This window comes from Kitasatospora sp. NPDC001660 (assembly GCF_053596725.1).
Genome location: NZ_JBSFGU010000028.1, coordinates 1 through 23,762, shown reverse-complemented (window position 1 = coordinate 23,762; position 23,762 = coordinate 1). Strand labels below are relative to the sequence as shown.

General features: G+C 69.4%; 24 protein-coding genes, 1 tRNA gene and 4 pseudogenes. 17 read left to right on the top strand and 12 right to left on the bottom strand.

The features are described 5' to 3' along the window. Window positions 1-264: 264 nt before the first annotated feature. On the bottom strand, window positions 265-963 hold the full coding sequence (locus ACWCXH_RS26240; protein WP_449803929.1) for a nuclear transport factor 2 family protein: 699 nt from the start codon (window positions 961-963) through the stop codon (window positions 265-267). A 241-nt stretch (window positions 964-1,204) separates the two neighbouring features. On the opposite strand from ACWCXH_RS26240, the gene ACWCXH_RS26235 reads away from it, so the two are divergent. The 5 genes from ACWCXH_RS26235 to ACWCXH_RS26215 all read left to right on the top strand — a co-directional run bounded on the left by ACWCXH_RS26235 (window position 1,205) and on the right by ACWCXH_RS26215 (window position 5,517). Next, window positions 1,205-1,768, top strand: a complete 564-nt coding sequence (locus tag ACWCXH_RS26235) for a TetR family transcriptional regulator (RefSeq protein ID WP_449803928.1) — start codon at window positions 1,205-1,207, stop codon at window positions 1,766-1,768. Window positions 1,769-1,959: 191 nt separating this feature from the next. Continuing rightward, window positions 1,960-2,256, top strand: a complete 297-nt coding sequence (locus ACWCXH_RS26230; protein WP_449803927.1) for an NAD-binding protein — start codon at window positions 1,960-1,962, stop codon at window positions 2,254-2,256. 321 nt (window positions 2,257-2,577) lie between these two features. Then, the gene (locus ACWCXH_RS26225; RefSeq protein ID WP_449803926.1) at window positions 2,578-3,504 is read left to right on the top strand and encodes a TIGR03620 family F420-dependent LLM class oxidoreductase; all 927 of its coding nucleotides are present in this window, start codon (window positions 2,578-2,580) and stop codon (window positions 3,502-3,504) included. A gap of 856 nt (window positions 3,505-4,360) precedes the next feature. Continuing rightward, complete coding sequence (locus ACWCXH_RS26220) at window positions 4,361-4,894, top strand: SigE family RNA polymerase sigma factor (protein WP_449803988.1); 534 nt, start codon at window positions 4,361-4,363, stop codon at window positions 4,892-4,894. Continuing rightward, window positions 4,894-5,517 carry a PASTA domain-containing protein gene (locus ACWCXH_RS26215; RefSeq protein WP_449803925.1) on the top strand — a complete coding sequence of 208 codons (624 nt, stop codon included), beginning with the start codon at window positions 4,894-4,896 and terminating at the stop codon, window positions 5,515-5,517. Before ACWCXH_RS26220 ends, ACWCXH_RS26215 begins: the two co-directional genes overlap by 1 nt. 259 nt (window positions 5,518-5,776) lie before the next feature. On the opposite strand, the gene ACWCXH_RS26210 is transcribed toward ACWCXH_RS26215, so the two are convergent. Together ACWCXH_RS26210 and ACWCXH_RS26205 are read right to left on the bottom strand one after the other, a co-directional pair. After that, window positions 5,777-5,850: transfer RNA gene (locus tag ACWCXH_RS26210), tRNA-Met, on the bottom strand. A 65-nt stretch (window positions 5,851-5,915) separates the two neighbouring features. After that, window positions 5,916-6,155: a hypothetical protein gene (locus ACWCXH_RS26205; protein WP_449803924.1), complete on the bottom strand. Its 240-nt coding sequence runs from the start codon at window positions 6,153-6,155 to the stop codon at window positions 5,916-5,918. A gap of 81 nt (window positions 6,156-6,236) precedes the next feature. On the opposite strand from ACWCXH_RS26205, the gene ACWCXH_RS26200 reads away from it, so the two are divergent. From ACWCXH_RS26200 to ACWCXH_RS26180, 5 genes are all read left to right on the top strand, one after another. Then, on the top strand, window positions 6,237-7,064 hold the full coding sequence (locus ACWCXH_RS26200; protein WP_449803923.1) for a helix-turn-helix domain-containing protein: 828 nt from the start codon (window positions 6,237-6,239) through the stop codon (window positions 7,062-7,064). A gap of 21 nt (window positions 7,065-7,085) precedes the next feature. Beyond that, complete coding sequence (locus ACWCXH_RS26195) at window positions 7,086-7,379, top strand: putative quinol monooxygenase (protein ID WP_449803922.1); 294 nt, start codon at window positions 7,086-7,088, stop codon at window positions 7,377-7,379. A 36-nt stretch (window positions 7,380-7,415) separates the two neighbouring features. After that, window positions 7,416-8,078, top strand: coding sequence for an NADPH-dependent F420 reductase (locus ACWCXH_RS26190; protein ID WP_449803921.1), 663 nt, complete (start codon window positions 7,416-7,418; stop codon window positions 8,076-8,078). Window positions 8,079-8,422: 344 nt separating this feature from the next. Continuing rightward, the gene (locus tag ACWCXH_RS26185; protein WP_449803920.1) at window positions 8,423-9,229 is read left to right on the top strand and encodes a dienelactone hydrolase family protein; all 807 of its coding nucleotides are present in this window, start codon (window positions 8,423-8,425) and stop codon (window positions 9,227-9,229) included. 199 nt (window positions 9,230-9,428) lie between these two features. After that, complete coding sequence (locus tag ACWCXH_RS26180) at window positions 9,429-9,758, top strand: YciI family protein (RefSeq protein WP_449803919.1); 330 nt, start codon at window positions 9,429-9,431, stop codon at window positions 9,756-9,758. Window positions 9,759-10,265: 507 nt separating this feature from the next. Here the strand turns inward: ACWCXH_RS26180 and ACWCXH_RS26175 are convergent. From ACWCXH_RS26175 to ACWCXH_RS26165, 3 genes are all read right to left on the bottom strand, one after another. Further along, window positions 10,266-11,387, bottom strand: coding sequence for a tyrosine-type recombinase/integrase (locus ACWCXH_RS26175; RefSeq protein ID WP_449803918.1), 1,122 nt, complete (start codon window positions 11,385-11,387; stop codon window positions 10,266-10,268). Between the two features lie 996 nt (window positions 11,388-12,383). After that, window positions 12,384-13,604, bottom strand: coding sequence for a tyrosine-type recombinase/integrase (locus ACWCXH_RS26170; RefSeq protein ID WP_449803917.1), 1,221 nt, complete (start codon window positions 13,602-13,604; stop codon window positions 12,384-12,386). A gap of 1,069 nt (window positions 13,605-14,673) precedes the next feature. Next, on the bottom strand, window positions 14,674-15,831 hold the full coding sequence (locus ACWCXH_RS26165) for a hypothetical protein (RefSeq protein WP_449803916.1): 1,158 nt from the start codon (window positions 15,829-15,831) through the stop codon (window positions 14,674-14,676). Between the two features lie 261 nt (window positions 15,832-16,092). On the opposite strand from ACWCXH_RS26165, the pseudogene ACWCXH_RS26160 reads away from it, so the two are divergent. Further along, window positions 16,093-16,277 (top strand): annotated as a pseudogene (locus ACWCXH_RS26160) (transposase); the annotation flags it as partial. Window positions 16,278-17,218: 941 nt separating this feature from the next. Here the strand turns inward: ACWCXH_RS26160 and ACWCXH_RS26155 are convergent. Next, window positions 17,219-17,410: a hypothetical protein gene (locus tag ACWCXH_RS26155; RefSeq protein WP_449783931.1), complete on the bottom strand. Its 192-nt coding sequence runs from the start codon at window positions 17,408-17,410 to the stop codon at window positions 17,219-17,221. Window positions 17,411-17,519: 109 nt separating this feature from the next. Beyond that, window positions 17,520-17,930: a hypothetical protein gene (locus tag ACWCXH_RS26150; RefSeq protein ID WP_449783929.1), complete on the bottom strand. Its 411-nt coding sequence runs from the start codon at window positions 17,928-17,930 to the stop codon at window positions 17,520-17,522. Between the two features lie 341 nt (window positions 17,931-18,271). On the opposite strand from ACWCXH_RS26150, the gene ACWCXH_RS26145 reads away from it, so the two are divergent. The 3 genes and pseudogenes from ACWCXH_RS26145 to ACWCXH_RS26135 form a co-directional block, all read left to right on the top strand. Further along, a complete protein-coding gene (locus tag ACWCXH_RS26145) occupies window positions 18,272-18,475 on the top strand; it encodes a cold-shock protein (RefSeq protein ID WP_224277403.1) in 204 nt (67 codons plus the stop codon). A 340-nt stretch (window positions 18,476-18,815) separates the two neighbouring features. Continuing rightward, the gene (locus ACWCXH_RS26140) at window positions 18,816-19,181 is read left to right on the top strand and encodes a hypothetical protein (protein ID WP_449803915.1); all 366 of its coding nucleotides are present in this window, start codon (window positions 18,816-18,818) and stop codon (window positions 19,179-19,181) included. Window positions 19,182-19,268: 87 nt separating this feature from the next. Next, window positions 19,269-19,559: pseudogene (locus tag ACWCXH_RS26135) on the top strand (DUF4193 domain-containing protein); the annotation flags it as partial. A gap of 157 nt (window positions 19,560-19,716) precedes the next feature. On the opposite strand, the gene ACWCXH_RS26130 reads toward ACWCXH_RS26135, so the two are convergent. Next, the gene (locus tag ACWCXH_RS26130) at window positions 19,717-20,973 is read right to left on the bottom strand and encodes a tyrosine-type recombinase/integrase (RefSeq protein WP_449803914.1); all 1,257 of its coding nucleotides are present in this window, start codon (window positions 20,971-20,973) and stop codon (window positions 19,717-19,719) included. Between the two features lie 1,088 nt (window positions 20,974-22,061). After that, window positions 22,062-22,344, bottom strand: a pseudogene (locus ACWCXH_RS26125) (integrase core domain-containing protein); the annotation flags it as partial. A 161-nt stretch (window positions 22,345-22,505) separates the two neighbouring features. Here ACWCXH_RS26125 and ACWCXH_RS26120 point away from each other — a divergent pair. The 3 genes and pseudogenes from ACWCXH_RS26120 to ACWCXH_RS26110 all read left to right on the top strand — a co-directional run bounded on the left by ACWCXH_RS26120 (window position 22,506) and on the right by ACWCXH_RS26110 (window position 23,281). Then, window positions 22,506-22,628 carry a hypothetical protein gene (locus tag ACWCXH_RS26120; protein WP_449783926.1) on the top strand — a complete coding sequence of 41 codons (123 nt, stop codon included), beginning with the start codon at window positions 22,506-22,508 and terminating at the stop codon, window positions 22,626-22,628. Then, window positions 22,625-22,723, top strand: a pseudogene (locus ACWCXH_RS26115) (IS3 family transposase); the annotation flags it as partial. The gene ACWCXH_RS26120 and the pseudogene ACWCXH_RS26115, both read left to right, overlap by 4 nt. Window positions 22,724-22,744: 21 nt before the next feature. Further along, window positions 22,745-23,281 carry a DDE-type integrase/transposase/recombinase gene (locus ACWCXH_RS26110; protein ID WP_449803913.1) on the top strand — a complete coding sequence of 179 codons (537 nt, stop codon included), beginning with the start codon at window positions 22,745-22,747 and terminating at the stop codon, window positions 23,279-23,281. On the opposite strand, the gene ACWCXH_RS26105 is transcribed toward ACWCXH_RS26110, so the two are convergent. Then, a complete protein-coding gene (locus tag ACWCXH_RS26105) occupies window positions 23,254-23,502 on the bottom strand; it encodes a hypothetical protein (RefSeq protein WP_449783924.1) in 249 nt (82 codons plus the stop codon). The two genes, ACWCXH_RS26110 and ACWCXH_RS26105, sit on opposite strands and share 28 nt — an antisense overlap. Before the next feature lie 54 nt (window positions 23,503-23,556). Next, window positions 23,557-23,762: DUF5994 family protein (locus tag ACWCXH_RS26100; RefSeq protein WP_449803912.1), on the bottom strand; the 206-nt coding region annotated here is incomplete at its 5' end.

Sequence of the window (23,762 nt, the reverse complement as noted above, 5' to 3'; positions counted from 1 at the left end):
CAACAACAATAGCCACTCAGGTCGGGCACCCGGCGAGACACTGCTCGACTTGGTCAGCCATCGCGAGCAGGGCCGGCCGGGCCTCCGAAACGGCGCGGTGCACCACGTGATCCGGTCCGTACCGCCGCAGGACCTCCTCAAGCCGCGGTCCGGCCTCGACCTGATCGCCGCTGGCAGGACCCGTCCTTCTGACCCAGGGGAGGGGCTGCCCGGCCCGCGGCCGGACAGCCCCTGACGGATCATCGGAAGCCGCCGAGCGGTGGTTCACCCCGTGGCGACCGCCCCGGCCCAGTCGAGGTTCACGCCCATCTGGGCGTACATGACGGTGTATCCGACGAAGCAGTCGAACTTCTTGATCTTGCCGTCCTGCAGGTGCCAGAAGTCGGCGGTCGGCGCGTCGATCTTCGCGCCGGTCGGCTTGAGGGTGCCCGCCGGCGTCGGCACCGGTCCCTCGAAGGTGCCCTGGATGGACAGTTCGAGGCTGATCACGTCGCCGTTCACGGTGATGCTCTTCAGGTCACGGTGGACGTCGGGGAAGATGCCGGCCATCCGGGTCAGCACGTCGCCGAGCGCCTGGCCCTGGTAGCTCTGACCGGCGACCTTGTCGTTGAAGACGCCGTCCGCGGTGAAGCTGTTGATGAACGCGTCGACATCCAGGCTGTGGCCCTCCGCCACGTGGTACGCGTTCAGCACGACCGCCAGGTTGGCTATCTCGTGCCGGGTCAGGTGACGGTTGGTCAGCGGCAGCGCCGCCAACTGGCCGGGGGTCAGGTCCGCGTGGTCCGCCGCGCCGCTGACGGAGCGCACCTGCGCGCTGCCGCCAGCGGGGCTGGCGGCCTGGGACGGTGCGACGGCGAGGGCGAGACTGCCCAGGCTCACGGCCGCAGTGGTGGCGATGATCGTCTTCCAGCTGAGCGACTTCATGTCCTGCTCCTCCAGGTCGGCCTTCGGGATCCGAGGCACGCTGAATCGGTCGGCGCCGGGTGGCACCTAACAAATCAATCGATCGCTTGAACTGTAGGAGTGAGCCGTCAAGCCTGTCAATCGAATGCTTGATTGAGTCGCTGGGCGAGCACTGCGCCCCAGGCGGGACGGCTGCTTGACAGCAAAATCAAGCAGCTGTTTGACTTCTTCCATGGTGAGGGAAAGGACAGATCAACGCCGCGAGGCCGGCCAGCGCACGCGAGACCGCCTGCTGTCCGCAGTGGTGGAGGTGCTCGCGCAGCGCGGCCAGGAGGGCGTGACCCTGCGTGAGGTCACCGACCGCGCCGAGGCCAACGTGGCCGCGGTGAGCTACCACTTCGGATCGCTGAAAGCGCTGTGCGACACAGCGATAGAGGACGCGCTGGAGCGGCACCTGGACGCCCAGATGGCGGCGGTCGACGCGCTCGAAGCCGATTCGGACATCGAGGAGCTGGCCGCCGCCTTCGCCGGGCCGATGATGCGCGCACTGGCGGCCGGTGGACGGGAGCTGGCAGTCATGCGCACGGTGGCGCGGGTCGGGATCGACCCACCCAAGGGCTGGGACCGGCTGACAGCGAAGTTCCAGCAGTCACGGCGGGACATCGTCCAAGAGCTCTCGCCGATGCTCCCCGGCGTCGGCAATCAGGAGCTGAACTTCCGGATCCGGTGCGCGGCCGGCCTGCTGAACTGGCTCGCGCTGGCGCCGGTCGGTGCCGAACTGGCCGCCGAGCCCCCAGGGCAGATCGAGCGCTGGCTGGTACCGGTGCTGGCCGGGGCGTTCCGAGGCTCGTCGGCCACCGGCTGACCCGAGCGACGGCCGACCGGCGGCGGATCAGGCGAGTTGGCCCGCCGGGAAGTGGCGGGCCTCGTCCTCGAGCCGCACGGTAGCGGTGGCCAGGTTCTCGGCCAGGCGGCGGTCGCAGCACCCACCCGATCGAGACGCCCGTTCGACCGGCACCCCTCAAGATCGGAACGACGACATCCACTTGCGACTCCGTGACGGGTTCCGTCTACACCCGCTACAAGTCGCACCCGCTGGTCAACCTGGGCTTCAAGCCGACGTTCACCATGCCGCTGCTGCGCAAGGACTTCGACCTGGGGCTGTCCGAGGCCAGCGAGTTGGAAGTCCCAATGCCGCTCACCGCCGCCGCTCAGCTCGTCACGGGTGCCATCGGAGTAGGGCACATCGGGGAGGACTTCGCCGCCTTGATCCTTGAGCAGGCCAGGAACTCCGACATCACGCGGGAAGCCCAGAACGTCCCCATGGACGACGGCCTGTCACCGCACGCCTGACCGGCAATAGCTCGACTGGATTGGATGAGACGGTGACTGGCTTCGATGAGAACGGACAGTTCCGCTCTCTCGGACTGGGTGATCCCTGGGTGTCCCGTGACAGAGAAGTTTGAGCAGTGTCAGCGAAGTCTGAGGGGTGCCGGTCTCGGGGTGTCGGCCTGCCGGAACTGACCACGCATGCACACAGGACACCCCCGGTGGTTGCCGCAGGCGACAACACTGGCACTGCGTCACATATCTGCAGAATTAGGTTAATCTCGCCGTGAATCGAGGAAGTGCCAGGCTGCTGTACCCAAGCCCAGGAACAGTGCGGAGCGCACCATGACTGAACGCGTCACCACCTTGCCCACGGACCTGCCCGCGTTCAAACAGCGCCTGGGCCGCACCGGGGTATGGCTCGCGTCGTTGTCCGCGGTGACGGCGGACGAGGAGCGGCGTGCCGTCGCCGTCATCGAGGACCTCGGCTACGGGACGCTGTGGATCGACGAGCCCCCCGCCGGGAAGGAGGCGCTGACCCATGCGGCCCTGCTGCTGTCCGCAAGCCGGCGCCTGATGGTCGCCACCGGGATCGCCACCATCTACGGACGCGACGCGACGGCGGCGGCCAACGGCGCCAGAACCCTGCACGAGGCATGGCAGGGCCGTTTCGTGCTCGGCCTCGGCGTCAGCCACCGGCCTCTCGTTAGCGCCCGCGGACACGACTCCAGCACACCGCTGTCCGACATGCGGGCCTACCTGGACGCGATGGACGCCACGCTCTTTTACGCGCCGAACCCCGAGCCGGTGCCCCGCGTGCTCGCCGCGCTGCGCCCGAAGATGCTCAAGCTCGCCGCCACCCGGGCCCAGGGCGTTCACCCGTACTTCGTCACACCCGAACACACCCGCCGGGCCCGCGCAACGCTCGGCCCCGACCTGCTGCTCGCGCCCGAGCAGGCCGTGGTGGTCGACACTGACCCCGAGCAGGCGCGCGCCACCGCCCGCGCTTACGCGGCCGTCTACCTGCGCCTGCCCAACTACCTCAACAGCCTGCGCGAACTGGGCTTCACAGAGGCCGACTTCGACGACGGAGGCAGCGACAAACTCATCGACGCGGTCGTGCCCTGGGGTGCCCCAGAGACGCTGGCCGAGCGCATCCGGGAGCACTACCAGGCCGGTGCCGACCATGTCGCCGTGCAGCCCATCGCCGACACCCTGCAGCAGCAACTGCAAGACCTCCGCCTCCTCGCCCCCGCCCTGATGCCAAGCTGAACCCGCCGAGCAGCCGCGCACCGGCGGCAGCCCTCAGGCGGATATCCCCATCGGCGAAGACCGAGGACCTTCACGCTCAGCCGCATGGCGAAGTGACCGGCGCCACTCAAACTTCGCTGACACTACTCAAACTTCTCTGTCACGGGACAGCGAGGTTGTCCTGTCGCATCGAACCTTGAGCAGCCTCATCGAAGTCTGAGCACCGGCTACGCCACAGGTCAGAGGCATAACGGTCCCAGACCGGCGGGACGCTCCGGTGTTCAGCCGATCAAGGGCATGGTGAGCAGACATGTGCTCTGCCAGCTGCGGCAGCGTCCTGACCTACGCACTCAATCTTCGATGAGACGAACGGCAATCCGTCAGGCTTCGGTGAGATCCACTCAAGGTTCGGCGCGACGGGACAGAGGTCGGGAGAGCGGTACAGCGGCTGTCACCTGTGGGGCTCGGAAAGTCATCGCTGCTGGTCAAGCCGCATATCGGTACTCGTTGATGACGCCGCCGAGGACGCGGGTGCGGAGGACTCTGCGGCGTTCGAGATCGCCTGCACGACCGTGCCACCCGCCTCCTGGACACCGACGGCGATACCCAGGAGCAGCCGGGTGCCCACCGTCGCCCTTCCCCGACCCACCCGGCGGGCCGATGCCCCAGCCGACCGTTACGGGCCGTCGGTGGGGCGTCGGGCGTTCCCGGCCCGTTCCGGGCCGCCCACCAGTGTGATGCGCGTCACTTCGGGGGCTTTGGTGCAGCAGGGCGCTGCGCGGGGCCGTCATGGGTGCGGGAACGTTGAAGGAGAGAACATGAGTGCATCGGCGGGTGGCTGGTGAGGCTGGGCCGGCGCGGTAGGGACACGCGGCGGATCGACTTCGTCGAGTTCGTCCAGCAGCGCTCCGCAGCACTGTTCCGGACCGCCTACGTCCTGACCGGAAGTCAGGACAGTGCGGAGGACCTGCTGCAGGAGGCGCTGGAGAAGGCTTGCCGGCACTGGAACCGGGTGGCCGTCGCGGACTCGCCGGAGGCCTACGTACGCCGGATCGTGGTCAACCTGGCCAACGACCAGTGGCGCAGACTCCGCCGGGCCGGTGAACGCCCGGACCTCGCGGACCACGCCGACCCTCGTGACCCGTACCGGCTCGTGGACCTTCGCGACGAACTGGTCCAGGCGCTTCACGCCCTGCCGATCGGGATGCGCACCGTCGTGGTGCTGCACTACCTGCACGACATGGGCGACCAGGAGATCGCCGAGACACTCCGGATCTCACCCTCCGCCGTGCGCTCGCAACTCGCCCGCGGGCTGGCCAAACTGCGCACCACGGCGCCCCGGTCCGAACCGCCCCCGCCCGCACCAGACGACGACCGGCCCACTCCTCTGCCCCAGTTCGAAGGTGCGTGATGACCCCGTTCCCGCCCGACAACCACCTCGGCTCCACCCCGGACCCGGACCTGAGAGAGGCACTGATCCAGGCCATGGACAACTTCGCGAACGACACGCACCCCCCCGCGTTCGACGGCACCGCCATCCTGCGCCGCACCCGCCGTCGGCGCGCACTGCTCGCGGTCACGGCATCGGCGGCCGCCATCGTCCTGACCGCGGGCACCGCCTTCGCCCTGCACGGCTCCGACCAGTCCCCGGTCCGGCCTGCCTCCGCCCCGCCCGTAGCCTCCGGGACACCCTCGCCCGAGCCGCCGGAGCCGACCCCCACCGCTTCCCCCGCCCCAGACACCTCTGCTACCGCTTCCCCCGAGTCTCCGATGGGAAGCGCCATGCCTTCACCCGGCACTCGCACCGAACCGGCGCCCGGCGACCCCTCCGTCACCGTCCCCCCAGTCCTCAACATGCCCCAGGCCCAGGCCCAGAAGGTCCTCACGGAAGCCGGACTGAAGATCGACCGCATCCAGAACTTCACCGACTGGAAGACCCCGGCCGGCGCGGTGATCAGCAGCGACCCCAGGCCCGGCACCGCCGTCGCCCCGGGCACCGCCGTCACCCTCTTCGTCTCCAAGGGGAAGCCCTGACGCCACCGGCCCCAAAACCGGCAGACGGCTCACGGGCCGCCGCCGGTGAGCGCCGACCGGTCGCGTCAGACCGGCTCGGCGATCAGCAGGGCGGCGGTGACCGGCCGGAAACCGACGCGGGCCGGGGGTCGAAGCGCGGTGCCCAGCTTCCGGCGGGGCCGATGGGCGGGCAGGCCTGGTGGCGGGGGCTGGTGAAGGGGGCGAGCCGCACGGCTCCGGACACAGTGAAGGCCCGGCGGAAGCCGGGCCTTCACGTTCGTAGCGGGGACAGGATTTGAACCTGCGACCTCTGGGTTATGAGCCCAGCGAGCTACCGAGCTGCTCCACCCCGCGTCGGTGGCCTTTACTCTACGGCACCCGGTAGAGCGCTCCCTACCGTTTTTCTCGGTGTGCGTTCGTCAGATGGTCCGGAGCAGGGCGCTGGCCGGGGACCGGTGGTTGTTGGGGGCCGGTCGGGGGCTGAAACGGGGTGCTCGGCTGCCGGCCAGGGCGATGGAGATCGACTGGGCGGTGCCGGCGTCGTTGTTCCAGTTCCGCCTGGCTACCGTCGAGCAGTTGCGCCGGCTGCACGCGCCGCAGGCGAGTGCGGAGAAGATGTGGGCGAGGCTGGGCCGGCTGCGGGTGGGCCGCTCCGGCACGACTCTCCCGGAATGGGGCCACTGAGACGATCGTCGATCCAGGCCGGACGGTCACGGGTCGTACCAACAACGGGAGGCATCATGCGGATCGAGTACGCGTCACCGGAGCCGGCTCTGCGAGCCTTCGTCGAACGGTGTTGGTGGTGTGAGGGGGACGCCGGCGACCTGCCGCAGCTGCTGCCTGGGACGGGCGCCGAACTGTGGATCCACTGGACGGGTGGGGTTGACCTGTGCGGAGCGAACGGGCTGCCGTCGAAGCCGCTGCCCGCCGCGCACCTGGTCTGCCTACGGCAGACGCGCTGGTCACTGACCTCGCGAGCGCCGGTCGGCTTCGTGGCCGTGCGGTTCCGGGCCGGTGCCTTGCGCCACTTCCTCACGAGAGGGGTCGACGACGTGGCCGACCAGGTGGTGAGCGCCACAGACCTGTGGGGCCCGGACGGCCGGCGGATGACCGAAGAAGTGCGCCTGGCCACCGATCCGGGCGCGCGCACGGACGTCCTCAACAGGTTCCTCACCGGGCTGCTCGCCGGCCACCACCGGGCCGACCCATGGATGGACGCCGCAGTGCGCCTCGTCTACCGCCGCCCCGGCGGCATCCGGGTGGACTCACTCGCCGAGCAGTTCGGGGTCGGCCCCCGGCGGCTGCAGCGAGCGTTCCCATCGGCGGTGGGGGTGGGCCCGAAAGGGTTCCAGCGCCTGGCCAGGTTCCAGAAGCTCACCCGCACCCTGCTGCTGTCGGATCAACGCCGGTACCTGCCGAGCGCGTTGGAAGCGGGCTACTACGACCAGAACCACTTCATCCGTGAGTTCCGACACTTCACCGGCCAGCGCCCGACCGCACTGCTGGGCCAGGGCCTGTCGCGTTTCTACTATGAGCGGCTGCGCGGTCCCGGTCAGGCTGGGCACTGACCGAGAGAAAGGGCAGTTGCGATGACCATGGTGGTGGCGATCCTGCAGGCCAGGCCCGGGCAGGAGGACGTCCTCGAGGCGGCCCTGCGAGAGGTGGCGGAGCGCTCCCGGGAGGAGCAGGGGGCGGTGGCCTACACGGTCGGCCGCCAGGAGGGCGGCCGGTTCCTGGTCTCGGAGCGGTACGCCGACCGCGCGGCGTGCGACGTCCACTTCGCCGCCTCCTACGTGACCGGTCTGCTGGCGCGCTTCCCGGAGCTCCTGGCCGGTGAGCCGCAGGTCGAATTCACCGACGTGGTCACCGGCTTTGTCCGCTGAACGCCCAGCATCGAGCACCTCGCACCGGAGATCCCCTTGTCCATCCCCAACACCTCACCCCGTCTCGCCGTCATCGGAACCGGCCGTATGGGAACGGCACTTGCCGGCGCACTCTCCCACCACCACCGGGACGTCCTGTGGGCGAGTCGGGACGAGCGCCGCGCGGCCGACGCCATCCGACGCCTCGGTCTTGACGACCGCGTCCAACCGGCAGACCACGCAGATGCCATCAAGCAGGCCGACATCATCTTCCTGGCGATATGGCACCAGGACGAGAAGGAACTGGTCGACCGCCATCGCGGACTCCTCGACGGCAAGATCCTCGTCCAGCTCGCGAATCCCTTCACACCGGACTTCACCGACTTCACCACCGCCTACGACACCTCGGCCGCGGAACAGCTCGCCGAGCTGACCCCCACGGCCCACGTCGTCGGCGCGTTCAAGAACATCTTCTGGGTGGTCTTCGACCAGCCACAGTTCCCCGAGGGCCTCAGCGACCTCCTGGTCACCGGCGACGACGAAGCGGCCAAGGCCGCCGTCATGCAACTGCTCGACCCTCTGCCGTTCCGGGTCCTGGACGGCGGCGCGCTGCGCAACAACCGGGTGATCGAGCGCATGACCCTGCTGTCCCGAGAGATCGCCGTCCGCTACGACCACTACCCCCGGGTGGCATACCGCCTGCTGGGGCAGGACCACTGACCGGGCCGGACAGTCCTGCGAGCAACGACTCCTCCACACCCCCTCGCTGAACCGCCGGACAAGGCACGCCTGGCGGACCGGCCGCTTCCCAGCCTGCTGCGCGACGAGCGCAGGCCTGCGGGGACGTTCACGGTCGGCCGGCCCGCAGGCCCGCAGGCCCGCCGGACCGCGCCAAGGCGAGCCGACCAGCCTCCACCCGGTTACCCGCCCGAGGTGAACCTTCGGCGCGGCCACTGCCTCGCTCCCACCGGAGATCCGATCCCCGTCAGCGCAGACGAAATCAGCGCTCGCCGCATGCGTGCGCGTGCCCCGATCCCCGGACGAAACAAGGAAATCCGCCTCATGTGCTTCGAACCCGACTCCATGCCGCCCGTCCTCGCGGACTGCCCCACAGACACCGAGATCCTCACCGAACTCACCGCCCTGACATCAGCCGACGGGACTCGATTCGCCGCCTTCACCGCCAGCCCGGCAACCTCCGAGCAAGGCCCACCGACGCCCTGGGGGTAGTGGTGCTGCCGGACGTCCGCGGCCTGTACGGGTTCTACCAGCAGTTGGCCATCGCCCTGGCGCACCACGGACACCCGTCCGCGGTCATCGACTACTACGGCAGGACCGCCGGCATCGGCACCCGCGGCGACGACTTCCCGTTCATGGACCATGCCGTGCGCACCAGCGAGGCCACCGTCCAGGCCGACCTGCGCGCGGCGGCCGACCACCTGCGCACCCTCGGCGGACCGGCCATGGCCGGCGTGGCCTCCGTCGGCTTCTGCTTCGGCGGACGCCACGCCTTCCTCTCCGCAGCGCCTGCCCACGGCCTGGCAGCCGCGGTCGGGTTCTACGGCGTCCCCGGCATCGCCGGACCGTACGGGCCCGGGCCCACCCAGCGGGCCTCCGAACTGACCGCCCCGATCCTGGGCATCTTCGGCGGTGCCGACCCGTACATCCCGCCGGGCGAAGTGGGCGCCTTCGACAGCGCTCTCACCGCCTCCGGGACACCCCACCACCTGGTCAGCTACCCCGACGCCCCGCACAGTTTCTTCGACGTCAGCCATGACGACAAGCACGCCGAGGCCAGTCGTGACGCCTGGAACCGGACCTTGGCCTTCCTGCGCAACCCGGCCGGCTACCTCCGGACCACCGTGCAGTGACGCCGGCCATGGCTACCCGCCGATACGCGCCGGCCGTCAGCCACCGGCACACCCGACACGGCGAGCCAAGCGCGAAGAGCCCGACCCGGTCGACCGGTACCAACCATCACGGCCGAGGCGGCGGCCCGTGCCAGGTTCCCATCGGCGTGGCGAGGCGACCCGCATTCTCACCGATGGCCAACCACCCCCGAGGACAACCATGTTCATCCTCACTGTCACCTATCTCAAGGACCTCGACGAGATTGACGATCTGATGCCAGAACACTGGCAATACCTGGAACGGCACTACCGCGAAGGCACGTTCCTGCTCTCCGGACGGCAGGTTCCCCGAACCGGCGGCGTGATCCTGGCGATCGGCGACGATCTGGACACCATCAAGAAGATCACCCGGACCGATCCCTTCGTCCGCGCCGGTGCGGCCCGCTACGACATCATCCAGATGACCCCCACCGCCGCGAGCGGAATGCTGAGCGCCGGGCTCGCCGCAGCCGGGCTACACGGGATCACGATGATCCAGCCAATCCCCTGACGTTGGAGGCAAGAGCCGCCGTCCCCGCATCGAACTCGAGCCGGCCGAGGATCGCAACGCGCTCTCGACCCCGAGCGCCGGCGCCAGGCGCTCCGTGACGCTTGCCCTCTGGGGCGGCTGAGGATCGCAACAGCGGGTACGCCTGTGTGACCGGGCGTGGGTACGAGAGCAGTGGTCACTCTCCCGGGGCGGCTGAGCACCATAACTCCCCGGTGTAGCAGGATGGTTCGGGGACGACGGGTGCCGGTCGCCCTTCGGGGTGGCCGCCACCCACCTTCGTCGAGCAGCACCGGGCCGCATCTGCGAGACCAAGTTCCTCTTCCGCGATGTCGCCCCTGATCCCGAAGGCCTTCCTGATAACTGACAAAGATCCTCCCGGCGCGGGCGGGGACGTACTGCCGATCTGTCTGCCCTGGCGGCCGGATGCGGGGCCAGGCCCGAGGTCGGTCGGATGCGGAAGAGGTTGAAGACCTTCGTTCTGTGCTGCCGGGTTCCTGGTGGCCAGATCTACGCGGCCAGGCAGGCGTTCGGGATGACCGTAGAGGTGTTGTCTGCGTGGAGGGCGTCTGCGTGGTCGAGGGCTTTGGCCAGGGCGAGGACGGCTTCGTCGGCGGAGTTCTTGAGGAGGTGGCCGTACAGGTCGGCGGTGATAGCGAGGTGGGAGTGGCGCAGGGTTTTGGAGACGATGGCGAGGGGGATGCCGGCGGCGATCATGATGCTGGCGGCGGTGTGGCGCAGGTCATGCAGGCCGATCTTGGGCAGGTCGAGTTCGGCGGTGCGCTTGCGGAGTTGGTCGAGGACCCACTGCGGGCGCAGGGGCTCGCCGTCCGGGCGGGCGAAGACGAGGCCTTCGAGGCGGCCGTCGGGGTGGGCGGCCATCTGGAGGGCGGCTTGGCGGTGGAGGGCGGCCATGGCTCTGGGGGAGAGGCTGACCCAGGCCCGGCTGGTCTCGGTCTTGGGCTCACCGAGGTGGATCTTCCCGTTGTTCACGGCCGTCAGTGTCCAGCGGACGTAGAGCTTGCGGTCCATGAGGTGGACGTCGGACCAGTGGAGGGCGAGGATCTCGCCGCGGCGCATGCCGGTGCCGAGCATGACCTCGAACAGGTCGGTGAGCCGGTCGGCGTAGTGCTCCGTGTTGTGCCGCAGGAACGCCGCAGCCTGGTCAGGGGTCCAGCAGACGCGAACGGCGGCGCGGGGCTTGGCGGGTACGGAGTGCTTGGCGGGGTTGTAGCGCAGCCGCCACGTCCGGACCGCGTGGTTCAGGGCGTTGCGAAGCATGGCCACCGCGTGGTGAACGGTGGTACGGCCCCGGCCGGCGGAGAGCTGAGCGCTCACCCAGGCGTCGATGTGCTTGGGCCGCAGGTCGACGAGCAGCATGCCGCCGAACGCCGGGACCAGGTCACGCTCGATACACGCCCGATAACCCGCCCAGGTGTTCGGGGCCAGCGCCGGCCGCTTCGCCTCCAGCCACTCGTACAGGAACAGCCCGACGCGCAGCGTGCGGTCCTCGTACACACCCCGGCACTCGGCATCCAGCACCCGCGCCATCTCGCGGGCCGCCTCCGCCCGACTGGCGAACCCGCCCCGCCGCCGAGTCCGGCGCTTGCCCTCCTCCCGGGCCAGATCCACCGCATACGTCCACCGGCCATGCGTGCTGTCGGCGGCCAACCGCGGACACCACGAACCCAACTGCTTCCCGCTGCTCCCGTCCTTGCACCCGCACCGCCGATACACCCTGCCCCGCTTGGGACGCTGCGCCATGGGCTCCTCCTTGAACCAAGTGGTGATGGCGTGTTCAGAGTTGCGGGTGTGGTGGGTGTGGCGGCAGAGCGTGCGGGGCGGGGCGTGGAGCACGGCAAGATCGACTGGCCGGGACACGCGCTGGCGACACGCCGCGAGGGTGATCACGGGGCACGTTCGGTGGGTAGGGCAGCTTGATCGCGCAGCGTCGGCCGGCACGGGCTCGCTGCTCGGAAGAGTGGCCGCGGAGGGGGAGAAGGCGTCTGCCGGTCGGCCGTGGGTTGTTGGGCTCGTACAACCCGGAGCATGCGCGGTGCGGTGGTGGCGAGCCTCGGATCGGTCTTTGGAATGCGTCACGGTGAGCGCCGAGAATTTCCGTGAGCCCGCAGGGAATGGGGGATGCCGGGATTTGTGATGGCTATTCTCTGGCTGCCCTTCGGTCAGGTCGGATTGATTTCGTTCGGTGGTGACGGACTCCCTGCCCGGTGACTTTCTGGGCGATCCGCGGGAATCGCTGGATCCACGGTCTGAGTGGCGCTACCCTGGAGACATGAACGCCACCCGGACCCTCCGTCAAGCCCCTGACCTGGGGACCAGCTGGGGACCACACGTCATGCGCGCTGCCGCACGAGGTGCGCGAAACGCACTCATCTGCACGCGCACGACGTGCGTGCGAGCGCATTTCTGGGGGTCAAGGGGTCGCAGGTTCAAATCCTGTCGTCCCGACTGTGAAGTCGGTTGTGAGAGCGGGTACTTGGGAATCCAGGTGCCCGCTCTCGCTCGTTTCCGGAGGGCGTGTGGTCGCAGGGTGGTCGCGTCCGGCGCTCTGACCTGGCAGTTTGCGGGCGGGGTGGGCGCGAGGTGATCGCACCACCTGATGCCCTGTCAGTTGATCTCGCGGGGGAGGTCTGCGTGGTCGAGTGCGTCGGCGAGGGCGGTGACGGCTTCGCGGGCGGCTTGGGGGAGCAGGTGGCCGTAGATGTTGACGGTGGTGGCCAAGGTGGAGTGCCGCAGGGTCTTGGAGACGACGGCGAGTGGCACCTGGGAGCTGATCATGATGGTGGCGGCGGTGTGTCTGAGGTCGTGAAGGCCGATCTTGGGTAGGCCGATCTCAGCTGAGCGCTGGCGCAGGGTGTGCAGGAGGCGCTCGGGGTTGATGGGTTTGCCGTCGGGGCGGGTGAAGACCATGCCTTGGAGGCGGGGTTGGTCGGGGTGGGTGCCGCGGTGGCGGGCGGCTTGGCGGCGTAGTGCGGCGCTGACGCGGGGGGAGAGGCTGACCCAGTTGCGGCTGGCGCGGGTCTTGGGTGCTTGCAGGTGCAGGCGGGCGTTGTTCAGCGAGGCCAGGGTCCAGCGCACGAACAGGACGCGTTGCTGGAAGTGGATGTCAGGCCAGTGCAGGCCCAGGGCCTCGCCGCGGCGCATGCCGGTGCCGAGGATGACCTCGAAGATGTCGGCGTAGACGTCGTTGTAGGTTTCGGCGTTGTGGTGCAGGAAGGCGGAGGCCTGTTGCGGGGTCCAGCACAGCCGCTCGGGTGCGGCGGGGCGCTTGAGCGCGGCGTTGCGGGCGGGATTGCGGGCCAGTACGTCGGCACTGACGGCGGTGTTCATGGCGCTGGAGAGGATGGAGCAGCAGCGGTGGACCGTGGGCCGTCCGCGGCCAGCGGCCAGTTGGCGGCGGGACCAGGCGGTGACGTGCCGGTCGCGGAGGTCGGTCAGCGGGAGCGGACCGAAGGCCGGTATGAGGTCGTGGTGGACGTGGCGGTGATAGCCGGCGTAGGTCGTGGCCTTGAGGATCTCCCGCTTGGAGAGCAGCCATTCGGCCAGGTAGTCGGCGACGGTCAGGGTCTCGTCCACCGTGATGCCGGTGCGCTCGGTCAGCAGGAGGTTCTGCAGGGCGGCGAGGGCCGCGCTCTGGTCGGGGAAGCCACCGCGGCGTCGGGTCTCACGCCTGCCGGACAGGGAGGGCAGATCCACGGCGTAGGCCCAGCTGCCGTGGCCTGGTTGGGTGTTCAGTTTCGGGCAGCGGGCGCCGTACTGGCGGCCGGCGGTGTCACGGCAGCCGCAGCGCCGGTAGACGCGTCCGCGCTGAGGATCGGTCAGGTTCATGGGATTCGACTCCTTGTGCGATCGGGCTGAGCCCAGCTTCACAGCGGAGCGGCCTGGCGTGGCAGGGGGCGGATCATGGCGTGGGGGAGGCGAATCGGGCGACCATCTGGGCCTGTGAGCTGTGGTGATCCCCTTGGAAAGTGCACAAGGGGTCGGTAGCGGCCATTCGGGGGTGATTATCGGAGGTGCGGAGTGTCGAATCTGGGGGCGGCGAAGGAATTAGGGCGAAAAGCAGGGAGACGACAGCTTGTGACCATTTTTCATTTTCATCTGCATGTCGGATGGTTGAGGACTGGACTGGCGGCTGGAGTTTTCGACTGCTGCGCGCCACGGCGGGAAGTGATCACCGGGAGTTACCCGGAGAATTTCCGGGGGCGGGCGGTGAGTGACGACAAGGTGCGGGCGTGAGGGGCGCGTGTTCTGTGGGCGGATCCGGGGCCGGAGACTGTTGCATGAGCCGGTCGCGGTTCTGTGCGGCGGTGGTGCGGACGGTCGCAGCGAACTGCGCGCGGCTGTGGTGCTGGTGCCGTTCGGTCGTCTCTTCGTCGTCCTGGTCGTCGGGCTCGGTGTACTCGTCGTGGAGGGGCCAGCAGCCGTGGATGCCGGCGAGGAGGTCACGGAACGGGCCGGCTCGGGTTCAGTAGGGGTTCGCCGGGTGCCGGCCGGTGATCGATACTGCTGCCCCCCGCGCAGCGGCGTCCTGTAGAGGGTGTGGCGCGGGCGGTCGCGCCAGCCGCGCTTACGTCCGGCAGGCCGAGCCGTGGGGAGGCCGAACGGTGCTCCGAGGTGAGCCACGGTGATCGGGCTCATGTGGTCGTAGGCGGGAGGGTTGGGCGGTTCTCGGATCCTCGCGGTGATCGTTTGATGCGGCTGGGCTCTGCTGGTTGATCGCGAGACCCAGAGCCCATTTGTCACGCTGTGTAGTTAATCGCGGGTGGGGTCGAAGCGCAGCCTGGAGATGAGGAGAGGAACGGACGGCCACTGCGGCGCTGGCCGCTTCCCGTTCCGGAGGGGGCTGGGGTCGTGGCCGGCTCGGTGCGGACTGTCGTTCGAGGTGAGGGGCGATCGGTCAGGTGAGGCGGTCGTGGTTGCGTACGGCGGTGGCGCGGACGAGGGTGGCGAACTGCCCGCGGCTGCGTTGGCGGTGCAGTTCCTCGGCGGCCTCCTCGTCCCACTCCTTGTCGCTGGGGGCCGCCAGGTCGTCGCCCTCGTGGTCGGCGGTCTCGGTGTATTCGTCGTGGATGAGCCAGCAGCCGTGGATGCCGGCCACCAGGTCTTCGAGGAGGTCGAGGGCTGGCCGCTGCGGGTCCAGCGGTGTCAAGCGCAGCCCGGACAGTTCCAGCTCGGCATCGTCGCCGTACTCGGTGAGCATTTCCTGTGTCTGGTCGAGCTGTTCGCGGAAGGTGTCGGGTTCGGGCAGGATGCCGTCCGCCACCTGCAGGGCGTCGCGTACCAGGGAGGTGACGGCCTCGTGTGGGGAGGCGCCCTCGTCGAGCAGTTCCAGGACGATCGTGGGCGTCTCGTGGGCGAGCGCCTCGATGTCGTCGGCGGCTTGGACCACTGTGGTGAGCGTGGCGCCGGAGGCTGCGGAGGCGACTTCGGCCGCGGCGTGCAGCCAGTGCGCCGCGGCCACCGCTGCGGCGGTCGGATCGACATCGGTGAACAGGGCGGGCGAGCCGAACGGATCCTCCTCGAACAGCCGGTCGGCGGCGGCGACCTGCACTGGGGAGGCGTCCTCGCGGCTGAGCAGCACGGCCTGCTGGGCCCGGTCGGTGAGGTCGCCGAGTTCGGCGCTCTCGACCGCGGCCAGCTCCGTGGCGGTTTCGGTGCGGACGGCTTGTGTTAGGTCGGGGTTGTTCAGGGCGTGCAGGGCGCGTCCGACGCGGTGAGCGGATTCCAGCACCGGGGTGTAGGACACGGTGAGCATGCCGCCTTCGGGGAGGTTCGGCGCTGCCACGGCACCTGCGACCTCCTCGAACGCCTCGCGTTCCTGCTCCCACCGCCAGCCCTCGCTGTTCACCTCGAGGGAGTCGGCGGCACTGGCCGGGTGGGTGTAGGTGCGCCAGGCTGCCGTGGACAGCTGGGTGAGCGCGCGGGCCAGGCGTGACAGCGCGGCAGGGTCGGTGTCTGCCGGGGCGGTGGCGATCCGGGTGGCGAGGTCGCCCTCGCCGGTCCCCCAGGTGGCGATGAGTTCACGGCAGGCGGGGTCGACGCAGTAGCGGGTCATGGCAGAGAACCTCCAGCTCGGCTCCGTCATACCACTGCGCTTCGGCGGCTGCATCGTGATCGCCGGCCTGTCATCCCATCGCGTACCAGGGCGGGCAGCGTTGCCGCGAACCCTGGACCACGTGTCAGGTGATGAGGCTCACCGTCGGGCGTCGGCTGTGCCTTGGGGCTGGTGGCTGCGTATTCGACTGTCGCTGGCTCGCTGCGGAACCCGCCCTCGCAGCGTCCACATTCGACGTGGCGAACTCGATCTGCGCTCCGGCTGGTGTTCGCGGACGCTGTCAACGTCAAGATCTGTGACGGGCAGGTCGCCGGCCGGCCGGTCTACGTCGTGATGGCCGTGACCGTCGAGGGGCACCGCGACATCCTCGGGATGGGCCGGCGGCGAGGGGACGAAGTGCTGGCTGTACGTGCTTCACCGGGCTGAGGGAGCGCGATGCGGATGATGCTCAGGGGCCGCCCGGGCACGCACGTTTTCGGAGAGGCACTGAACGGGGCCGTTGGGAGCGGCAAGCTGCCGAAGGCCCCCGATTCGTTGCTGGACCGGCTCGAAACCGGAGGTCGACTACTTCACCCCGCTGGCGCCCTTACGAGGCGGCATGGTGGGGGATTGGTGGGCACCTGCCATCGCCGGCACCCGCCGAGCCACCTCGGCGCGATTGTCATACGGTCGAGATGAGGCATGAATCCGACGGAGGCCGCCATGGCGAGATACAGATGGCGAGTGCGCGTGCTCTCGGCAGAGGGCAACGAAACGGTCACGCAGCCGGCTCTGCCGTACACGGACCATTTCGATGGGTCCGCTCAGGAGTACGCCGACTTCCTGGTCGGCAGGGCTCTGAAGCAAGGCCAGGAAGATGCGGGGCCGACGCGTGCCGTGCGTGTTGTTGCCGATGTCTGGGAGCCGGACGGACAGGGGCGCCCCGAGGGGCATGCTGGGTGGCCGCAGTAGCGGGCCGCTGGGGGGAGAGGCGCCATCGTGCTCCCTGGGAGGGGCACTGCCTCGCCGAGTTGAGTGGGTCGACAGGCTCTGGGCAGCACACGGACGTCCCCCAGCGCTTTCCATGGCACTGCTCACAGGCGCGGTAGGGAAGTGGCCGGCCACCCCTTGCTGCGGAGGCCGACCGGGCCACACGTGCTGAGGCACGCGAAGTGGCGGGTGCGGTCGACCTGCTGCGCAGTTCGCGGCTCCTGGCGGGGTGCGGGTGGTGCCGGAGGGGCGGACCGTGCTGGCCGACGACGTGTTCGCGGTGGGCGCCCTGGTCGGGGTGTCGGCAGACGCCCCGTACCTGGACTCGGCGTACAAGATGGTCGCCTACGACGGCCGACCGGCGATGAGGCTGTCCGTGGCGAAGGTGAGCGTGCTCGGCGCCGAGCAGGTCTACCGGCTACCCGGTCGCGCGGACATCGCCGCGCTGCGGGACGAGCCCGCGCCACGGGGAGGGCAGCCGCTGCTGGAGGACGGTGATGACAGGCGGCCGCCGTACGATCACCAGCACGCCGCGGTCGAAGCCGCGGGGCGTGCCGATCAGCGAGGACATGCCGTAGCCGAGGACGGACAGAAAGACGATCGGCTGCACGAAGCTGGAGAGGATCCGCGTGGTTGCGCGCGAAGCGGATCAGCTCGCGCTCCCAGACCATGCCGATCGTGCGCAATTCGTCGGCCGCGCCAGACGCATGCCACGTCGGTCATGGCTGGACTGTGGCGTCCGGCGGACTCTCCGGCCACACTTCGAACGCCTGGGAGAACCCCGCCGGCGGTCCAGCGCGGAATCGGTTGCGGATCAGTGCATCGACCTCGGCCACGGCATCGGCTCGGCCGCCGAGTTCCACTTTCACCGGGCCGGCACCGGTACCTGCGCGGGCAACCGGCCGTGCGGCGGCTTCTGCGATCGGCGCTGACGTGTCGACCTGCCAGCGAGTGTGGGCCACCTGATCGGCGGGTGAGACGTAGTCCCTCGCTGTGCCAGGACCAGGGACAGTGATCACCTTGAATGACTGCGCCACCGTGTCGGCGATCACGTTCGCCGCACGTGGCGCACCGGAGATCGACATGTGCACCATGGCGCTCGGTTCCCGTGAGGCACTGGTACCGGTCATCGCACTCCTTCGAGGTCGGCCCCTCTCCCAGGGTCTGCCGGCGCCAGGCCTCCCGCACCTGTTCGGCGCGGTGGTCTCGCCCCCGTTCGTGCCCGCCGGCGGCTCGGCACCGACCGAGGCGCCTACGGGTGCCGCAGCCACGCCGCTCGGTGTCCGGCTCGCCTCCCTGGCCGCGGAACCCCCCGCGGTGTAACGTTTCGATCAAGCAGTCGTGGTTCCGAAGATCTCGCCCGCGGTCACATGCCGTGGGCGTTCTTGCTGTTCGACGCCTCTCCGGACCACGGCGATCACCTCCGGGCCCGCACCAGTGGGCGCGACCAGTTCCCACGAAGGGCAAGCGCATGGCGACCGGCACCGTGAAGTGGTTCAACGCCGAGAAGGGCTTCGGCTTCATCGAGCAGGACGGCGGCGGCCCCGACGTGTTCGCCCACTACTCCAACATCGACGCTCAGGGCTTCCGTGAGCTCCAGGAGGGCCAGAAGGTGACCTTCGACGTCGTGCAGGGCCAGAAGGGCCCGCAGGCGGAGCACATCCGCCCCGCCTGACCTCCAGACATGAGCGGGTGCCCCGCACGGATCCGTGTGCGGGGCACCTCTTTGTCTCCGCCGCGCGAGTCGTACCTTCCTTGGTGGCCGTACCCGGAGATTCGTAGGGTGAGCTGACATCGGCGTGGTCCAGGTGGCCCGTCCGGGCTGGAGCGCTGGGGCCGATGGGTGGCGCAGAGGGCAACGGCGGCCTGACCCACGTCCCCTGGCACCAGGACCGGCAGGAGCTGCGCGCTCGGCGGCTTCGGCGGGGTCGAGCCTGGCATGCTCACGCCTACCCAGTGCTCCCGCGCGCCAACGACCGGATGCACACGGTGCCCGGGCGGGTCACGGTGGGGATATGGATCTCATCGCACTGCTGGAGCTGGACGGGTCGGCGAACATACGGCTCCTCACAGCCGACAAGCAGCCCGCCAGGCCGAAGGCACCCGTCGTCCGGGTCCACGCCGCCGCCCGTACGCCCGCCCCGGCGCAGTTCACCCTCTGCGGGCTGTCGACCCGCGGCACGCAACCCGACTCACAACACCCCGACGCATCGGGGGACTCCTGGTGGCCGCCGCGCTGGCACCGACACGCCTGCCCGGTCTGCGACACCACCGTCACCAGGCTCGACGGGAGCAATCCTCCCGTCGACACCCCCCGCCCGGGGCACCGGGCATCGACGATCGTCGGCGCGGCCCGCCATCGCCGCCGACGCGCGGGATGACGGCTCCGACCGCGCCCCATCCGCTTGAGCCCCTGCCGACCCGGCCTCACCGGGTGACTTCTGCGACCCACGCGAGGAGCGATCACTATGGCAACGGACTACGACGCCCCACGGCGCACCGAGGACGACAACGAGGAGAGCCTCGAAGAGCTGAAGTCCCGCCGTGAGGAGCGGCGACCCGGCGCGGCCGGCCTGGACGGGACCGAAGAGGTCGAGACCGTGGAGCTCCCCGGAGCCGACCTCTCCGGGGAGGATCTGACCATCAAGGTCCTGCCGGAGCAGCCGGACGAGTTCGTCTGCGCGACCTGCTACATGGTCCACCACCGCAGCCAGATCGCCCACACAGACAGCCAGGGCGGGTTGGTCTGCCGCGACTGCGCCCCCCTGACAGCGGTCGCCGCGCCCACTGCGCGGACAGTGTCGGTGCAACGAGTACCGCGGTCAGGACGGCGAACCAGACCGGACGCACGACCCACCAGCGCCAGGTGCCGATGGACGGCTCAGTTGCTGCCTGATGCGAGAAGGATCGGCCCGCTCACGCCGCCTGTCCGAAGCCGTGATCGACAGCGGGATCGGTCTTTCCGGCCACCTCGGCGTCTGCCTGGTCGAGTGCGGAGGCGAGTGCCTTGACGGCGGCGTCGGCGGAGTCCTTGAGGAGGTGGCCGTAGAGGTCGACGGTGATGGCGAGGTTGGAGTGACGGAGGGTCTTGGAGACGACGGCGAGGGGGATGCCCGCGGCGATCATGATGCTGGCCGCAGTGTGGCGCAGGTCGTGCAGACCGATCTTCGGCAGGTCGAGTTCGGCGGTGCGTTTGCGGAGTTGGTCGAGGACCCACTGGGGCCGAAGGGGCTCGCCGTCCGGGCGGGCGAAGACCAGGCCTTCGAGGCGGTCGTCGGGGTGGGCGGCAATCTGGAGGGCGGCCTGGCGGTGGAGGGCTGCCATGGCTCTGGGGGAGAGGCTCACCCAGGCGCGGCTGGCTTCGGTCTTGGGTTCGCCGAGGTGGATCTTCCCGTTGTTCACGGCCGTCAGGGTCCAGCGGACGTAGAGCTGGCGGTCCATGAGATGGACGTCGGACCAGTGCAGGGCGAGGATCTCACCGCGGCGCATGCCGGTGCCGAGCATGACCTCGAACAGGTCGGTGAGCCGGTCGGCGTAGTGCTCAGTGTTGTGCCGCAGGAAGGCCGCGGCCTCATCGGGGGTCCAGCAGGTGCGCTCGGCGGCGCGGGGCTTGGGCGGTACGGAGTGTTTGGCCGGGTTGTAGCGCAGCCGCCACGTGCGCACCGCGTGGTTCAGGGCGTTGCGCAGCATGGCCACCGCGTGGTGAACGGTGGTGCGCCCGCGGCCGGCGGCGAGCTGCGTACTCACCCAGGCGTCGATGTGCTTGGGCCGCAGGTCGACGAGCAGCATGCCGCCGAACGCGGGGACCAGGTCGCGCTCGATGCACGCCCGGTAGCCCGCCCAGGTGTTCGGGGCCAGCGCCGGGCGCTTCGCTTCCAGCCACTCGTACAGGAACAGCCCGACGCGCAGCGTGCGGTCCTCGTACACGCCCCGGTACTCGGCATCCAGCACCCGCGCCATCTCCCGGGCCGCCTCCGCCCGGCTGGCGAACCCGCCCCGCCGCCGGGTTCTGCGCTTGCCGTCCTGCAGCGCCAGGTCCACCGCGTACGTCCACCGGCCATGCGTGGTGTCGGCGGCCAGCCGCGGGCACCACGAACCCAACTGCTTCCCGCTGTTGCCGTCCTTGCACCCGCACCGCCGGTACACCCTGCCTCGCTTGGGACGCTGCGCCATGGGCTCCTCCTTGAACCAAGTGGTGATGGCGTTTCCAGAGTTGCGGTAGCGGTGGGTGTGGCGGCAGAGCGCGCGGGGCGGGGCGTGGAGCACAGGCAAGATCGACTGGCCGGGACACGCGCTGGCGACACGCCGCGAGGGTGATCACGGCGCACGTTCGGTGGGTAGGGCAGCTTGATCGCGCAGCATCGGCCCGCACGGGGTCGCTGCTCGGAAGAGTGGCCGCGTGCCGGGAGAAGGCGTCTGCCCGTCGGCCGTGGGTTGTTGGGCTCGTACAACCCGGAGCAGGCGCGGTGTGATGGCGCCGAGCCTCGGACCGGTCCCCGGAATACGCAACGCCGAGAATTCCGCGAGCCCGCAGGGAATGGGTGAGTCCGGGATTTTCGGTGGCTAATTTCTGGCTGGCGTTCGGCCCGGATCGGATTGATTTCTCCCGGCAGTTCAGGGCCCCTGTTCGATGAGTTCTGGGCGATCTCGGGAATCGCTGGATCCTCGCTCGGAGTGGCGCTACTCTGGAGACATGAACGCCACTCGGACCCTCCGTCAAGCCCCTGACCTGGGGACCAGCTGGGGGCCACGCGTCATGCGCGCTGGCGCGTGAGGTGCGCGAAACGCACTAATCTGCACACGCACGACGTGCGTGCGAGCGCATTTCAGGCAGGAAAAGGAGAACCCTTCCTGCTGGGGGTCAAGGGGTCGCAGGTTCAAATCCTGTCGTCCCGACTGGAGTTCGCTCCAAAGTCGTAGGTCAGAGGCCGTTTTCTCGTTCACGAGGAAGCGGCCTTCGGCGTGCTCCGGACCTGCCTCTCACATTCGTCTCACGGTTTCGTGGTTCGACGCCGTGGCCGGAGGCTGATCGGCGTCGTGGGCTGGTGGCTTTATGCGCCCGTCCTGCATATATGTCCGATCTGTCGATCACTGCAGGGGTTCAATGGTTGTTCGCCGGGATCGCAGATTTTGGCTGGTGGGTTTGCATTTGACGCTTTTGCCATCGATCAAGTGCGCGCCGACAGATCCTGCGGCTGCTCAAACACCGGATGAGTCGGGCGGTGATGAGGCTGTGGGTGTCGATTGATCACCCTCCCAGCTCAGGCTGCATGTTGATACTTGTGGAGGGTGCCGCCGAGTCGGTCTCGTCGGTGGATCTCCAGGTGTCTGATCTGCCCCGCTTCGGTGATGGGTTCGGGTGGTGGATGGGGGCGGGGCGGTTTGGCTCAGGGCCCGGTGCGGTCGGTGCCCGTTGTAGAAGGACTCGAACTTGCGCAGGGTGTGGAGCAGGTGGCGCTGGTCCCGGATGAGGGCGCTGTCCAGCAGTTCGCGCCGGCAGGTCTGTATCCAGCGCTCCATGATGGAGTTCATGCGCGGCATCCGGGCTGAGCTGCTCTGGCTTTCATGGAGTCCCTGATGTCTGGGTTTGTTGCGATCCAGGCGTAGGGAGAACCACGAGCAGTGCCGGCACCACGTATGTACCCGGATGGGCTCCGTGAGCGTGCCGTGTGCGGGTCCGGCCGACCGGCCGGCCTGTCGCTCACGTGGCCCGTGACCTCGGCATCCACAACGATGCTCTGCGGCCCTGGGCCCGCCAGGCCGAGGCCGAGGCCGACGCCGGAGGGCGGGACGACCGCCTCACCGCCGGCTCCGCGACGAGGAGCTGATCCCGCTGGTCACAGCGGCGTGGGAGGACTCCGGCCGCACCTACGGCGCCCGCCGCGTCACCCGCGCCCTGATCCGGGCCGGCCACCAGGTCGCGCGGTGCGCCGTCGAGCGGCTGGTGCGCGAGATTGGCATCGAGGGCGTCGGCCGCGGACAGCGCCGCCGCACCACCGTCCCCGAGCCGGCGGCCCCGCGCCCGCCGGACCTGGTCAACCGGCGGTTCGCCGCCGAGCGCCCGCACCAGCTGTTGCTGGCCGACCTGACCTACATCCGGACCTGGTCGGGCTGGGTCTACGTTGCGTTCGCCCTGGACGCGTACTCGCGCCGGATCGTGGGCTGGCAGATTGCCACCCACATGCGCGCCGACCCGCCGCTGGACGCGCTGGAGATGGCGCTGTGGCGGCAGAAGATCGTGCTCTTCCTGATCATCGTGGCGATCATGCTCGGCTGGTCGGCGTCGTCGCCAAGGGCCTGCTCTACCTGCTGTTCATCGGCATCGTCGTACTGGCCGTCGCACTGGCCCTCTCCGCCGTCCGGTTCCGGCACGGAGGCCGGTCCGCGCACCGCTGAGCGACCGGGGCAACCGCCGCCGAGGGCCTTCGGTTCGCCCGCAGCCGCGGATCGCCGTCAGTACTCGGAGCCGCTTCGCAGGTAGGTGCCCACGACCTGGAGCCACGCCCCGGCACTGAAGCACGCCTCGATCCGGTGCGGCGTGTCCTCGAAGACCCGCAGGACGCGCAGCGCGCCACTCGGATGCAGGTCGTACTCGAAGGTGACGCCGTCGTCCGTGCCGTCCTCGTACTGCAGGTCCAGCGGCCCCTTCGACGGCTCCGCCGGCGCCCGGGCGTCGGCCGAGAGTTTCACGTAGACGGACATCTCTCCGTCCTGCCTTCCTGTCTGCCCGAGGAGCCCTGCCCACGAGGCCGTCCCTCAGGACGCTTCGGCCGGCGGCTGGGGACCGATGCCGGTGGCGATGAGGATCTGCCGTGCCGAGTCGGTTCCGCCGGCCTCGACCGCGCGGGCCATCGCGGCCAGGGCCGTCTCCTGGCTCGCCTGCGGGGGGACGACGAGCAGGCTGAAGTGATCGCGGTCGCCCCGCGTGATGATCACGGTGTCGTCGCCGACCGGGTACCGGT